This window comes from Hahella sp. NBU794 (assembly GCF_050749805.1).
Taxonomy (GTDB): Bacteria; Pseudomonadota; Gammaproteobacteria; order Pseudomonadales; family Oleiphilaceae; genus Hahella.
The window spans coordinates 5,647,255-5,662,316 of record NZ_CP192738.1; the positions used below are offsets into that span (position 1 = coordinate 5,647,255).

General features: G+C 55.1%; 12 protein-coding genes. 4 read left to right on the forward strand and 8 right to left on the reverse strand.

All coding sequences use genetic code 11. The features are described from left to right. Position 1 precedes the first annotated feature (1 nt). Both ACQYWX_RS24685 and ACQYWX_RS24690 read right to left on the reverse strand, forming a co-directional pair. Positions 2 to 1,138 (reverse strand): glycerate kinase, encoded by a 1,137-nt coding sequence (locus ACQYWX_RS24685; RefSeq protein WP_431686703.1) that lies wholly within the window; start codon positions 1,136 to 1,138, stop codon positions 2 to 4. Positions 1,139 to 1,204: 66 nt separating this feature from the next. Continuing rightward, positions 1,205 to 1,762, reverse strand: a complete 558-nt coding sequence (locus ACQYWX_RS24690) for a MarR family winged helix-turn-helix transcriptional regulator (protein WP_431686704.1) — start codon at positions 1,760 to 1,762, stop codon at positions 1,205 to 1,207. Positions 1,763 to 1,959: 197 nt separating this feature from the next. On the opposite strand from ACQYWX_RS24690, the gene ACQYWX_RS24695 reads away from it, so the two are divergent. Together ACQYWX_RS24695 and ACQYWX_RS24700 are read left to right on the forward strand one after the other, a co-directional pair. Beyond that, entirely contained in the window at positions 1,960 to 2,703 is a 744-nt protein-coding gene (locus tag ACQYWX_RS24695) for a hypothetical protein (protein ID WP_431686705.1), read from the forward strand. 378 nt (positions 2,704 to 3,081) lie between these two features. Then, on the forward strand, positions 3,082 to 3,261 hold the full coding sequence (locus ACQYWX_RS24700) for a hypothetical protein (protein WP_431686706.1): 180 nt from the start codon (positions 3,082 to 3,084) through the stop codon (positions 3,259 to 3,261). Positions 3,262 to 3,276: 15 nt separating this feature from the next. Here ACQYWX_RS24700 and ACQYWX_RS24705 read toward each other — a convergent pair whose 3' ends face one another. The 6 genes from ACQYWX_RS24705 to ACQYWX_RS24730 all read right to left on the reverse strand — a co-directional run bounded on the left by ACQYWX_RS24705 (position 3,277) and on the right by ACQYWX_RS24730 (position 10,699). Continuing rightward, on the reverse strand, positions 3,277 to 4,155 hold the full coding sequence (locus ACQYWX_RS24705; RefSeq protein ID WP_431686707.1) for a helix-turn-helix domain-containing protein: 879 nt from the start codon (positions 4,153 to 4,155) through the stop codon (positions 3,277 to 3,279). A gap of 16 nt (positions 4,156 to 4,171) precedes the next feature. Continuing rightward, entirely contained in the window at positions 4,172 to 6,433 is a 2,262-nt protein-coding gene (locus tag ACQYWX_RS24710) for an L-iditol 2-dehydrogenase (RefSeq protein ID WP_431686708.1), read from the reverse strand. Continuing rightward, the gene (locus tag ACQYWX_RS24715; protein ID WP_431686709.1) at positions 6,426 to 7,532 is read right to left on the reverse strand and encodes an ABC transporter ATP-binding protein; all 1,107 of its coding nucleotides are present in this window, start codon (positions 7,530 to 7,532) and stop codon (positions 6,426 to 6,428) included. The genes ACQYWX_RS24710 and ACQYWX_RS24715 overlap by 8 nt, the downstream gene beginning before the upstream one ends. A gap of 18 nt (positions 7,533 to 7,550) precedes the next feature. After that, entirely contained in the window at positions 7,551 to 8,381 is an 831-nt protein-coding gene (locus ACQYWX_RS24720; protein ID WP_431686710.1) for a carbohydrate ABC transporter permease, read from the reverse strand. 7 nt (positions 8,382 to 8,388) lie between these two features. Then, positions 8,389 to 9,249, reverse strand: a complete 861-nt coding sequence (locus ACQYWX_RS24725) for a carbohydrate ABC transporter permease (RefSeq protein ID WP_216736960.1) — start codon at positions 9,247 to 9,249, stop codon at positions 8,389 to 8,391. Positions 9,250 to 9,382: 133 nt separating this feature from the next. Beyond that, positions 9,383 to 10,699, reverse strand: coding sequence for an ABC transporter substrate-binding protein (locus ACQYWX_RS24730; RefSeq protein WP_431686711.1), 1,317 nt, complete (start codon positions 10,697 to 10,699; stop codon positions 9,383 to 9,385). 362 nt (positions 10,700 to 11,061) lie between these two features. On the opposite strand from ACQYWX_RS24730, the gene ACQYWX_RS24735 reads away from it, so the two are divergent. Further along, entirely contained in the window at positions 11,062 to 11,592 is a 531-nt protein-coding gene (locus ACQYWX_RS24735; protein WP_431686712.1) for a hypothetical protein, read from the forward strand. Continuing rightward, positions 11,585 to 14,983 carry a hypothetical protein gene (locus ACQYWX_RS24740; protein WP_431686713.1) on the forward strand — a complete coding sequence of 1,133 codons (3,399 nt, stop codon included), beginning with the start codon at positions 11,585 to 11,587 and terminating at the stop codon, positions 14,981 to 14,983. The genes ACQYWX_RS24735 and ACQYWX_RS24740 overlap by 8 nt, the downstream gene beginning before the upstream one ends. The last annotated feature ends 79 nt before the right edge of the window (positions 14,984 to 15,062 follow it).

Here is a 15,062-nt window from a genome sequence, read left to right on the forward strand (position 1 = left end):
GTCAGCCTCGTCCAGCAAGGAAGCAGGCTGTCGCATTTTCCGCGCTGCGACGCAGGTTGACGGCGGCATCCGCCAGGGCCTGGTCCAGAGTGACCACTCCCGGCGCAATGGGAAAGACAGCGGTCAATCCCATTGTTCGCGCCGCCGTGGCATCGCCCAAAAGCGCGCCAACCAGCGCAATGGTGGGCGCGCCTGCTCTTTGAGCTCTCTGCGCCACGCCCAGTGGCGCTTTGCCTCGCAGACTTTGACTGTCCATACAGCCTTCTCCGGTAAACACCAGATCCGCTCCCTTTAGCTTTTCATCAAATCCACTGAGCTCCAGCACCAAATCAATGCCCTTGCGTCCTTGAGCGCCAAGCACGCCAACAAACGCCATCCCTAATCCTCCCGCCGCGCCGCCACCGGGTATCGCCCCCAACTCCCGTCCCAGCATCTGCTCATTCAACGCCAGCCAATGGGACAACAAGCGATCGAGTTCCTGCACGTCAGCGGACGTAGCGCCTTTTTGCGGACCAAAAACCGCCGACGCGCCCTGTTCCCCGCACAGGGGATTGTCCACATCCAGAGCGATGGTGATGTCACATTCGCGCAAGCGCGGGTCCAGCCCACTGTAGTCCAGCGTGACCAGATCCCTTAAACCCTGCGCGCAGGGAGCGATTAATTCACCCTCAGCATTGAGGGCGCGCAGCCCCAACGCCATCAACATCCCGACTCCGCCGTCATTGCTGGCGCTGCCGCCGAGTCCGATCATGAAACGCCTCGCGCCGGCGTCCAGCGCATCGCGAATGACTTCACCGCTGCCCCAGCTGCCCGCCAGAAAAGGATTGCGCTGCTCTCGCGCCAATAAATGCAGACCTGTGGCTGCGGCGACTTCTATCACCGCTGTGGAGCCATCCTCCAACAGCCCCCACATGGCGGTTATCGTATCTCCCAAGGGGTTACGCACCGTCACGTAGCGCTCATGCCCGCCCTTATTGGCGAGAATCGCCGCGACAAAACCTTCGCCGCCATCGGAGATTTGTATCGCTTCGCAATGAGCGTGAGGCGCGGCGCGAAGTACGCCCTCCATGATAGCGGCGCCGACTTCCCGGGAAGACAGGCATTCTTTGAACGAGTCTGGAGTAATCAGAACTTTCATTATTTGTTTCCGCATAAGAAAAGGTGACCGACTAAGCCTAGCCATTCCCATGCCAGGGCTAAAGGATCAGGTGAACTCACGGCAGATTTTTTGCGAGTCTTCCGCAGACAGCCCTTCCCCCGTCAACCCACATTGTCCCGTGCCTGCGCCGCCGGGCTGATAGTGTCGACAGGTATGACAAACGCCAAAGCGCTGCCGTTTACGCGCTATCTGCCATTGCGCCAGGATATCGCGCAGATTCCCGAGCAAGACGGCTTCCTCTTGTCCGGAGAAGTTGCGCATGGCGGCGTCGAACCCAGGCGGTGGCGTCAGTTTATCCAGCAGCGCTTGCGCCTTTTCCGTCAAATGCAGGTGCACCATGCGCCGATCCGAGGCGTCCGCCTGCTTTTCTACAAAGCCTTTGGTCTCAAGCTGCTTGATGCTCTGGGAGATCGTGCCTTTGGTGATTTCCAGATATTCCGCAACGCCTTGCGGCGTATCCGAATAGCGGTTGCAGGCCGCCAAATAACGCAGCACATCCAGATGCACCGGCTGCAGATCGTACTCCAATAACGCCTTGCGCCACTCTGTGCGGATGACGTAACCGATACGTTCGATGAATTCAAAAATAAGATTATCAGGCATCCGCAAATACTATCGACACAACACTGTAATCACAACCGTCCCGATGATGCGAACTTTCTGATCAGCCATCTGATATGTAATCTCTATCAAGGTGATAAGAACAATTAGGCGCCATAGACGCCTACATAGTATTGACTCAAAACTTTGCAAAAAGATAAATTAATTATGTTTCGATTCGATACCAAAAAGAGGTTTCTATGTTTACGTCCCGATTACTTGCTTGCAGCGCTCTGGCGCTCTCCGTTGGCGCCTGCGCCCATACGCCTTCCGACACGAAAATCGAGTCCGCCACTAATAACGCGTTGAAGGCGCAGTTCGACCTGATTCAAACCCGCGTTTATCGCGAGGGCCCCTACGCTGTCTTTGAACACAGCGTTCGCGATGGCGCAGGCGCGCTGAAGCCCAACGCTATCGGACAGTTGGCCGGCAGCGACGTGTTCAGCTATGTCTGGCCGACCTCTCTGAACAGCAGCGCAGTGGGGTTTGCAGCAGACCAGGGCATTCTCGCCTTCGTGCTAACCGCGCATCCCGACTTTGACGACACGCCGAAATTCGACGAGAACGCCGACGGCAAGTTCGATAATGACGGCGATCTCTGGCATAGCCACTGGGTGGTGCTGACGCCTGATGAACAGTGCGGCCCTGGCGCGTTAAAGGTGAAGGACATTCCCGCAGGCGCGCACCCCGACCTGCCTGCGACCTGGCCTGGACTGCCGTTGTTTATCGATAGCCCAGGTTATGAGCCGGAGCTGAAGGGAGAGCAGGTTCGTGCACGGGTTCCACTCAAAGACATGGGTTTCCCGGAAGCATTTCAGTATGACGGCGTCACCGCCGCCCTACGGGTCAACGTCAACGTACACAGTCCATTATTGTGCGTGACCAATGTATGGGATGTAGCCTCCGGCGATTTAAGCCTGCCGGCGACTTACGCTCCGAAGTAGCCAGGGCACGCTAAACGTACAGACATGTTAAATGTACAGGCATGTTAAATGTACAGGCATGTTAAACATGCGGGTGGGTGAATAACGCCGGTATGAGCATTATGAAAATAGTGAGAATAGTGAGAATAGTGAAAGTAAGTTAATCCGGCCGACAGCCCCCCTTCAATGGTCCAACAAACGACAAGGTCTTGGCGCGCCAGGCCTTGTCCCTGCGGACTTTCGCCGTGCTAACGCCCGCCTGTATGCATAAACACAGCGTTCCTTGCGTGATGGCGCATAGTCGCGTCAAGCTGGCGAAAGCGGGGTTCTGCTTCTATAAAATTAGTATTGGGTACGAAACTGTATCAGGTGTCTATTCAGAATGTAGGAGGACACGCCATGGCTGAGGAGTTCGAAAAGCTGCATCCGATTCTCAATGAAATCACCCGCACCTTCACGCAACTGTATGAACGGCAAAAAGACGTCGACACGCTTGAAAAGCTCATCAAGCTGGAGGCCATACTGAAAGTCAAACTGGATGAAATCCAGGCCGTCAGAGCGAAAGTGGAGAACGATTAACGCTCTCCAGCCTGACTAAAAACGCTGAGTCGCCTGCTGTCGGTACTCTCTGGGCGTAAGCCCTTTCAACTCCTGAAAGCGCCGATTGAAGTTGGCGACATTATTGAAGCCCACCTGAAAACAGATGCTGGCCACCTGCTCATCGGTTTCCGCCAGCAGACAACATGCGCGGCTGACGCGGATGCGATTGAGAAACTCCACAAAACGATTGCCGGTGGCTTTGCGGAAAAAGCGTGAGAAATGACTGTCCGTCATGCCCACCAGTTCCGACACCTCCTGCAAGCTGATCGGCGATTCAATATTGTTGATCACATACTCTACTACCGTATTGATCTTGCGTTGCATGGTCTCGTTGGCTTTGGAGTTGATCTGCATGGTGGAGAGCATACGGTAGTTCGGCCAGACCGCCAGCTCATTCATGAAATCAAAAAACAGCACGATGCGGGCCAGACCGGAGGCGTCGCGGATCTCTGCGAAACGGTTGCGCACCTCATCAAGATCGACGCCGATGAATTCGATGCCGGAGCGCGCACGCTCCAGCATCGGCAGCAACTGGCTCAATTCAGGAATGACCTTGATGCCCTGCTCGATCGTATCGTGATTGAAGTGGAGCAACATGTCCCTCAGCTCCACTTCAGACTCCGGGTCATTCTTGCTGATCCAGTTATGCGGCAACCTGGGGCCGGTCAGAATCAACTGCCCCGGCCCGAACAGCCCCACGTAATCGCCGATAAAGACTTTGCCGGTGGTGGCGACGATGAAGTGCAACTCGTACTCCTCGTGCACGTGCCAGCGAATCAAATCGCTGGGGAATCCATGCTCGATATAACGCACGGTGCCCGCGCTGCGGTCCGTCAACTCGATTTCCGGCACGCCTTTATTCATCTTCCGCATCGACTTAACCTACTGCTCAGCTCATGACGTTGCCGCCATCCACGTTGAATGTCTGCGCCGTAATGTAGTTTGAGGCCGGCGACGCCAGAAACAGCGCCATCCCACAGATATCCTCCGGCGCGCCCATGCGTCCAAGCGGCACATCCAATCCCACCCGCCTTTTCTTCTCGCCCAAAGGCAGGTTTTCATATTTGGCGAACAAGGCGTCCACCTGCTCCCACATGGGAGTATCCACCACCCCGGGGGAGATCCCATTGACGGTGATATTATGCTTGGCCAACGCCAGCGCCGCCGACTGCGTATAGCTGATGATCGCCGCTTTGCTCGCGCAATAGTGCGACACTAACGCCTCACCTCTGCGCCCGGCCTGGGACGCCAGATTGATGATTTTGCCCTGTCTTTGCGAGTCTACCATGTGTTGCGCCACTTTCTGCATCGTGAAAAAGGCCCCTTTCACGTTTACGGAAAATATCCGTTCATACATGGCTTCATTGGATTCCAGCAGCGGCGCCAGATCAAATACCGCCGCGTTATTGAACAGGATATCCACGCCGCCGAAACGTTCCACTGACTGCGCCAACAGGCGATCCACGGAGGCCATATCCGTCACATCCGCCTGCACATAACAGGCTGTTTCGGGATACTGCTCCAACACGGCCGCAGCCTCTTTCGACGGGGTTGCGGGCAAATCGCAGAGCACGCAGGAAGCGCCCGCCGCCAGATACGCCTCCGCCACGGCCGCGCCAATACCGCCGCCAGCGCCGGTCACCAGAGCGGTTTTGCCCTGCAGGTTGGTCAGGTTTTCAATGGGATAACTCACAGTGTCTTTCCTTTCAAAAGAGGGGATGTCGTTAAAAGCGCGAGAAGCCGACTCAATATGACTTCGCAGCAATTCGCCGAATGCAGGATAGCGCTGCGGCAGATCTCCCCAGAGCTTGGCGTCGGAGACAAAGCGCTCCACGGCATCCGGGGCGGATAACAGTTTTTGCAGCCGCGGCCATTCCGGTTCGTAATAAGGAACCGGAGCCTGCCCGGCGCGCACTCGCTGCATAAAGACATACCAGTACGCAATGGCCTGCAGTGTTCGCTCCGGCGTGCGACCGGCCGTGAAGCCGCCTTGCAAGGTCGGCAGGATGAATATCGGGAACTTGCTGCCGCCGTCCGCACATATACGCTCAATGCGATCGCCGATATTGCGGTTGCCAAAGCGGGCCAGCACTTTGCGCCAGTAGGCGTGTAAATCCAGAGGCGAATCGCCTAACGCAGGAATCGCCTCCTGCTCTTCAAAGGCTTCGACAAACGCTCTCAACTCAGGATCATGCACTGCCGCGTCGTACGTAGGGAATCCGCGCAAAGCGGCGTAGTAGGACAAGGCGGTATGACCGCCATTGAGGATACGGATTTTCGCTTCCTCATAAGGCTGCACATGCTCCACCAGCGTCACGCCGACGCGCTCCAGCGGCGGACGCCGCCCGGCGAAATCATCCTCGACCACCCATTGCACAAAGTCTTCCGCCATCACCGTCAACGCGTCGGCGACGCCAAATCGCGCTCTTACATCACGGGAATGTTCGGGAGACAGGCGCGGCGTAATACGATCCACCATGGCGTTGGGGAAACTGGCGTTATCCTGCAACCAGGACAACAGGTCGACATCGCCGACCTGCTGCAGGTACTGGGTAAAGCCGGACTTCAGGGTATCGCCGTTATGGCGCAGGTTGTCGCAGCTCAGCAAGGTGATGGGCCCCTGCCTGGACTGCATTCTCGTTCTTAAACCCGCATGCAGAAACGCATATAACGTATTACGTCCACTGCCCTGCAGATCCGCGGCGATTTCAGGATGGGCGACATCCAGCAGACCGTCTTCCTTCAGATAGTAGCCGCCCTCCGTCACCGTGATGGTGACCAATTGCGTTTGCGCATCCGCGAGGCATTGATCCACGCTGTGCGGAGACGCCGCGCCGTCCAACAAACGAATCAGCGCGCCAATTTCTTCATAGCGCGCTTCACCTTCAGGCGAAACGGTTTTCAGCACATAGCTTCCAGACTGCGCCTGCAGCGCAGCGAACGCAGGGCTGTCGGCGGGCCGCAGATTCACGCCGGTAATGCCCCAGTCCAGACAATCCTCATGGGCCAGCAGCGCATTGAAATAATAGGCCTGATGCGCCCGATGGAAAGCGCCGACCCCGAGGTGGACCACCGACGAGCTTACTTGCGAACGATCATAGGACAGCTTGAGCAACCTTGCGTCGTTCGCCCCAGAACGCGTATCAGACATGAGCCGTCTCCCCGCCATTCACATACACCGCCTGATTTTGCGGATTGAATAAACGCATTTCTTCCGCATCAAAGTTAAGGCTCACTTGCTGGCCTTCCATCAAACCGCTGCGCGCGGCGGACTTCACCACCAGATTGCCGCAGCCGTTCACTTGTACATGGCAGTAGGCTTCCGAACCCAGGTTTTCAATCAGTTCAATACGCCCCTGCACCGGTCCATCGCCTATTGGAGCGATATGGATATGTTCAGGCCGCACTCCCAGACTCCATCCGGCGCTAACATTGTCCGCCAACACCCGCGCAGGAAGACGCAGATGGGCGTCAGCCGCGCGCACTTCGACACTTTCGCCGCCGTGTATCACTTGATCGATCGCCAACATATTCATCTTCGGCGTGCCGATAAATTCCGCGACAAAGCGATTCACCGGCTGTTGGTATAGGTCAATGGGAGAGCCGCATTGTTCGATCTGGCCCTGGTTGAGAATGACCACCCGGTCCGCCAGAGTCATCGCCTCCACTTGATCGTGAGTTACGTAAATCATCGTCGTGCCAAGCTGTTTATGCAGACGCGCCAGTTCAAGACGCATCTGCACCCGCAGAGCCGCGTCCAGGTTCGATAAGGGTTCATCAAACAGGAAGACTTTAGGCTGACGCACAATGGCGCGCCCAATGGCGACCCGCTGCCGTTGTCCGCCTGACAACTCACGCGGCTTGCGCGCCAGCAGTTTATCCAGTTGCAACGAGGCGGCGACGGAACGCACTTTCTGATCGATTTCCGCCTGCGGCCGTTTCGCCAGACGCAAGGCGAAGGAAAGGTTCTCCGCCACGGTCATATGCGGATACAGCGCATAGGACTGGAACACCATGGCCAGATCCCGTTTGGAAGACGGCGCTTCGGTGATATCCCGTCCGTCCAGATGGATAGAGCCTTCGGAAACCAGCTCAAGCCCCGCGATCAAACGCAGCAGCGTGGATTTACCGCAGCCGGACGGACCGACGAAAACGATAAACTCCCCTTCCTGGATTTCCAGATTGACGCCGCGAATAGCATGGTACTGATCGTAATGTTTATGCAGATCTTTAATATTCAGATAACTCATCGGATAAATCCTCGAAAACTATTTCACGGCGCCGAACGTCAGGCCCTGCACCAACTGCTTCTGACACAACCAGCCGAACGCAACGATGGGGGCGCAGGCCAGTGTGGAAGCCGCTGAAAGCTTGGCCCAGAACAGGCCTTCCGGGCTGGAGTATGAGGCGATCATGGAAGTCAGCGTGCCGGCGTCCGCCGCAGTCAGGTTGAGAGACCAGAACGCCTCGTTCCAGCACAGCACGATGGATAACAGGCCGGTGGAGGCGATGCCGCCCCAGGCCAGCGGCATGACGATTTTCACCACCTCGCCCATGGGACTGGCCCCGTCCATTCTGCAGGCTTCCAGGATTTCTCTGGGAATGTCTTTGAAGTAGGAAAACAGCATCCACACCACGATGGGCAGGTTCATCATGGTGAAAATGATGATCAGACCAATACGCGTATCGAGCAGCCCGTAATCACGGAACAGAATGTAAATCGGCACCAGTACGCCCACCGCCGGCAGCATCTTGGTGGATAGCATCCACAGCAGCAGATCCTTGGTGCGCTTTCCGGGATAAAACGCCATGGCGTATGCGCCGGGAATGGCGATCAGCAGCGCCAGAATAGTCGCGCCGAAGGACGTCACAATCGAGTTGATGGCGTGCTTCAGATAATCGCTGCGCTCCTGCACCAGAGAGAAGTTTTCCAGTGTCGGTTCGAACACGAATGTAGGCGGCGTGGAAATCGCCTGCAGTTCGGTTTTGAATGAGGTCAGGAACATCCACAGAATGGGGAAAAACAGCAGCAACGCGATTCCCCAGGCGGAAGCGCCTACAACCCAGGTTCGCACTTTAAGTTTTTGCTTCAGATTCATAGCCGCCTCACACCGTTAAGTTCTTGCCGATGGCGCGAATCAGGAAAAACGCCACGATATTGGCCAACACCACCGCAAACAGGCCGCCTGCGGACGCAATGCCCACGTCAAATTGCAGCAGCGCCTGGGAATAAATCAGATACGCCAGGTTGGTGCTGTCATAGCCGGGACCGCCGCCGGTGGAAACATAAATCTCGGCGAACACCACCAGCAGAAAAATGGTTTCGATCATGATCACCACAGCAACCGGACGCGCGAGGTGAGGAATGGTGAGATAGCGGAAAATATGCCAGCTGGTGGCGCCGTCCATACGCGCCGCTTCTTTTTGCTCGGTATCCTGAGACTGCAACGCGGTGACGAACACCAGAATTGCAAACGGCAGCCACTGCCAGCTCACCATGATGATAATGGACAGCAGGGGCGCATCCGCCAGCCAGTCCATCGGCTCCATCCCGACCATTTGCGAGAGCCAGGCGAAAACCCCATACACAGGGTTCATCATCATGTTTTTCCAGATCAATGCGCTGACCGTCGGCATGACGAAAAACGGCGAGATCAACAATACGCGCACGGCGCCGCGCCCAAAGAAAGGCTGATCAATCAAAGCGGACAACGCCACGCCAAGCACCACAGTGATAGCCAGCACCGATCCCAGCAGAATCAGTGTATTGTTCACCGCTGGCCAGAAGCCGGGGTCGGTGACGAAAAATTCGTAGTTCAGCAAGCCAGTGAAGTTATGCTCACCGGGGTACAGCAGGTTATAACGGATGGTGGAGAAATATATCGTCATCGCCAGGGGCACGATCATCCACAACAACAGTGAGATGACGGACGGAGCGAGTAACGTTCGCGTTACAGCACGTTGCATCGAAACACTCTCTGGTAACTGGGTTCTTAAGATCCGAAGACGGCTTCGCAGTTTGAGTCGCCGCCCGCAGCCCGCCGTGAATGCCCATAAACACGGCGGCGCAGGCGGTTTATCTCATGTCGCGAAGTGCGGATCAGTAATAGCCGGACTGACGCATCTGACGATCCGCCGATACATTGGCTGACTGCAGCGCTTTTTCAACGGACACGCTGCCCGTCAACGCCCCGGTCAACATCTGCCCGGTCGCCATGCCAATCGCCTGAAACTCGGGAATAGCGGCGAACTGCACGCCGATATAGGGCGACGGCTCCAGAGTGTTGTCTTCCGGATTAGCGGAGTTAATGGCCTTGAGTTCCGCTGATGCGAATACCGCCGCTTTCAGGAACTCAGGATTTTCGTAGGTGCTGGTGCGTGTTCCAGTGGGAACCGAGCCCCATCCCTGCGTATCCGCCACCAGTTGGATATAGTCCTTGGAAGTAGCCCAGGTGACGAACTTCTGCGCTGCTTCAGCATGCTTGGTCGCGGCGGGAATAGCGAGCGACCATGCCCACAGCCAGTTGGCGCCTTTATCGGTCACAGCGACGGGTGATTGAGCGAAGGCGACTTTATCGGCAACCTTGCTCTGTTTGGGATCGCTGACGAATGACGCAGCAATAGTGGCGTCGATCCAGATGCCGCACTTGCCTTCATTGAACAACGCCAGGATCTCGTTGAAGCTGTTAGAGCTGGAGCCCGGCGGGCCGTAGTTCTTCAACAGATCGACATAGAAGCTGACCGCGTGAGTCCAGGCGGGCGTCGTCAGCTGCGGCTTCCACTTTTCATCAAACCAGCGCGCGCCAAATGAGTTGGCCATGGTGGAGATGAACGCCATGTTGTCGCCCCATCCGGATTTGCCGCGCAGGCAGATGCCGTAGACGCCATCCTTGGGCTTATGCAGCGCAGCCGCAACGTCTCTGATATGGCCCCAGGTGGGTCGGTCTTCGATGGTCATGCCCGCTTTTTCAACCAGATCCTTGCGGTACATGATCATGGAGCTTTCGCCGTAAAAAGGCGCAGCATAGAGTTTGCCGTCGACGGACAGTCCTTTACGAACCGCCGGTAGAATATCGTCCACATCATAGGACCCGTCGGTTTTGATTTCCTTCAACCAACCGCGTTTGCCCCAGATCGGCGTTTCGTACATGCCGATGGTCATCACATCGTACAAGCCGCTCTTATTGGCGATGTCCTGCGTGACGTTCTGGCGCAACACGCCTTCTTCCAGCGTCACCCATTTCAATTTGATGTCTGGATTGGCCTTTTCGAAATGGCTGCTCAGCTTCTGCATTTCGATCATGTGGCCGTTGTTGACGGTAGCGATTGTGATTTCCTCAACCGCCGACGCGAGAGATGAGAACCCCAGGGAAATGGTCGCCGCCGAAACCAGCGCAGCGCGGGATAGAAACTTCATAGGTTACCTCCGAAGAAGTGTTATTTTTATATTCAAAGGGGGCCTTAATGACTTAAAGCAGAATTACTATGCGTCAATCCAGTTTCCAACTCTAATACCTACCATCGAAAAAATTATACTTTTTTGACAAAATTTCCATGAAATCGGGATAATTTTGTAAATTCAGTACATATATAACGTAGTTCTTCAGGGAATCGGCAAAGTCAGCCAGCGTTGCATAGCGTTTCTTTACCGCAGCCTAGGGTACACCCCAGGTGGCGTGCGGTTATGAGCGTCTATTATGTTTCTGCATCCGGAGCCGACCGGATGCGATAGCGACGCTCAACGCTGACCGAGCCGATTGAGGGAGTTGGAAGAAGACAATGACAAAAGTGGCGGGAAAAATCTGTGGCGTTGGTTGGGAGCTCACTCTGTATTCAGTGAGCGAGTTTGAGGAACGCGCCACCTATCAGGATATCGCCCGGCTCACCCGCTTCAAGCTGGTGTACGCCAACGATAATATCGAAGAAGAAGTCTGCGACATTGCGGACCTGAACAATCTGCTGATCCAAAATGGCGTATTCGTCAGCCATTTTTCGCCATCACAAGCCAGAGGCATGGCGGAAATACTCTGCAAGCTAAATCATATGGGAGAGCTGGTATGCTCTAGCTCGCCTTACTGGGCCGGCGTCGAAGCTTACACCGGCCAGGGCTCTGACGATATCGCCCCGCAAGTCGCCTCGGAGTCGATCAGTTTCGTCGTATTCCGCTCCTACCTGATGTTCAAGCGCCATGGTTTTTTCCTGGCCCGGGTGTCGGTTCGGGATATGTCGAAATATGAGTTATGCTGTTTGTCAGAACAAACACGCCATTCATTTATGAGACCTGCATTTCCTGGAAGTAAAAATGAATAACCCCATACTGACGCGAGACGATCTGCTGGGCGGCAAGCTGGCGGAGATCATGAGCTACTACATGCTGCAGCAGGACGCGGACAGAAAGGACTTCTTAAACATCGCCCGCAAGCAAAAAGGTAAATTCGAGGACAAAGCCAAACGCGTAGAGTCGCTTTTCGGCTACCCCGTCCCCGCTGAAGTTATCGAAGCGGAAGAGTGCATGACCGCTTATGACAGGTACAGTGGCGTCGCCCAAGACGTCTGGATGCTTGCTGGCGAAATGATGAGCCTGCCAAACAAAGTCAGCGCCAAAGACATCGCTACCTCTCTCCGTGACTTCGAACTGATTATGCGCCTGCTCACCGGGCTCGAAATTATCGGCCGGGACCCCAGCGGCGACACCTGCTTTCTCAACATGCTCCCCTCTCCTCTCGGTACGGCCCGAGTGATCGTTTATGATCACGAAACCGGGGAGCCGTCCTCCGAAGAGTACTTCTCCATCGCCGACTTCGTCGCAGACCGTTGGGAGGAGGACTGCCTTAGAGAGCCGGACGACGATGACATGGATGATGAGGACGAAGGTGATGATGAAGAGGATGAAGATGAGTACGAGGAAGACTTCCAGGAAGAAGAATGGTTCAGCAAACACTCCGACGCCGCCAAACAAGCCATTGAAGACTTCAACGCCTTCGCCGAAGCGGAAATAGAACAACGCCCTTACTACCACGACCCCAAACAATTATTCAACCGCACAGACTGGCTGCATGGCCACCCCTCCGGCCGCCCCACTTACGCCTTCGCCTCAAAAATGGATCAAGCCCCAACATTTGAGGTGTACGAGCAGGAGAAACCATTACTCGATAAAGAGCCAGCGCTGGCGAACTACTGGATGCTCGCGCATTTCTTTCTGGGCAATCATGCCGCCTGTCGCGACACGATTAATCTGGTCAAACAGGCCAACGCCCTCGGAAGCATTACGCAAGCGCTGGCGGAAGCCCTGGATGAAACACTGACCGCCTTGGAAACCAAGCCGGACTCCGCACAATTCGGACGTCTTGATCATCAGAAAATAACTGACCTGATAAGCCAGACTCAAGCCAATTGCTCACCTGAGCATCTGGAGCCTGCGCGCCGCGCAGCCCTGTTGGAAGCCAGAGGCGAGACCCAGCTTAAACGGCTAAACCCCAAAGAGTGCAAACAGCGTCTCGCCAGCGGCGTCGATCCGCTAACGCTGATAGCGGAATATCCCGATGACGTGGCCACCCATGACTTGGCGCTGGCCGCCCTGGGAGAACAAGACAGTGAATTCAATAAAATAGTCACCGCCTATTTCAAGGAGCGAACTGAAGACGCGTTTAATCAGTGGCCTCACAGACGACGACCAGAGCTTATAGACAAACGCTTATCATTGCCTTTGGCCACTGCGTTTAAATCAGGGCTGAAGTATGACGCTGAGCATAAAAAAGCTTACGCCGGCATCACGCGAACTCTCGGCAAATATGACGATGACAACGCCATGGATGCGTTGGAGGCGGCTGTTTCACTACTACCTCCTGACGATGACCGTTTGAAATATGTCGTCCAGTGCCTGCGGGACAGCCAGCATCCCCGTCGCAACCAAATTATGGAGAAAACCGCTATGCGGCTGTTCCAGACTCTGGAGGTCGCCATGAAAAACCAGCAGGAGCAAGCCCAGCAGCGCCGGGAGGAAGGTCCTTCTCTGGAAAATATGATTAGAGTGGAAAACCACTACCTACAGGCGGCGCATATATTTCTAAAAGAAGATTCTAAAGCCGCGCTACCAATCGCCGAAAAGCTGCTTCGTAACCGTGAACACTTTAACTTGTTCAGACATACATTGGGAGACGCCTTCAGACTCGCCGGAAACCATGGCCTGCAAGAGCATGAGGAGTTCGCAGAATATTACGTAACACGCGTCGCGACTATCAACGTCAACGCCCCCAAAATGACTATCAAAAATGTCACCCTGTTGAACTATATTGAGGCCGCCATCGCCTGGAGCAAGTTAAATCCTGAAGCCGCCAAGGCCACCGCTAAAAAGCTGTTCAACCGTGAGACGGAGAGCCAGTATTTCGACTTAGAGATCAAATCAGGGTTGCTCTACGCCCTGCTGAAGGATGATAAGGGTAATGCCGAACTACTTGACTGGGCTCGCCGGCTACTGGGGAATCGCAGTAACGCCACACGCATTTGCGGCCCACTACGCGCAGCGGAGGAGCTGAAGCTGACGTCGCTTATGGAAGACGTCCGGTATCACCTTTACTCCGACTATAACGACTTATTTCCTGCACAGGTCTTGCTCAAAGAAATCGCCTGGGACAGTTATCGCGCACTCAATAAAGATAGCGTCGAAGCCCCAACACGAAGTAAAAAAGACCAGTTCGCCATGGAAGTTCCGGCAGATCAACTTGCAGATGCGTTAGCCCACCCGGAAAAGCATGATCTGGAGCATGTTTGCAAACGCATCTATAAAGAAAACCACATCTATCCAGAGGCGATACCGGCCCTCTCAAAGTATCTGACGGACCTGTTGCAATATAGTGGAGACGACTCCGATAGAGTTGAGTCAAGAGAGGGACTGCGCGCCTTACGCATTCAGGGAGTTGAGGCACAGCCTGCATTCGCGCATCTCCTGCAGCTGCAGCACATGGCGATGGATCACTACAACAAGATTCTCTACACCATGCGTTTCGTGGAGACTGAAGCCAGCTTACGAGAGTGGCTCTACAGCGCAGACTTAACCGAGCTATTGGCGCAACTGGCCAATCCAGCTCCCCGTTTTCTACCCTGGCTGGATCTGATCGCCGCACGCGCCATCGCCCTTAATCAAAATCAGGATTCGGAACCGTTGATCAATCCGCTCACTCAAGCGATGAATCACCGCTTGTCATTTCCGTTGGAAGACTGGAGCGATGAAGAACCGACACTGATCAGATTGCCGCAAGTCTTATCGCTGTTCACAGGCGATAAGCGCATCGACGATAGCTTGGTAAAACTGCAACACTGCGTACAGAAAGCAGAGCGGTATGCCTTCGATATCAGCCGCCTGATCCAACCTCGCAACCTACCTGACGCAGGCGCTATCAACCCCACACTTGGCGAGTCGATTCGACTTAGGCAACACCTGAAAGGGCCTAACGTCGATGAAGCAATCTACACGCTGGCCATCACCCCCACCCAGGACAGCGTCATGTTTGAATGCGGCGTACACAATCTCTACTTCCGCATCAGTGTGGAGGACAAGGAGGTAAACAGCGCCGGTAAAACGCCCGCACAAGATGCAGACTCAGCACTCTCTCTGGCGAAAAGCATGGCGTTTGAGGCGATGATCCTTGGCTATGAACAAGATAAACCAGCGCCTAGAAAAGCGAAGAAACGCAACAAGTAGATTGTTTCAACAATAAGGCGCGTCCCACCGCGCCTTTCAAATCGATATCAGCAAACAGCAAAAGCCAGTCCCACAGAAA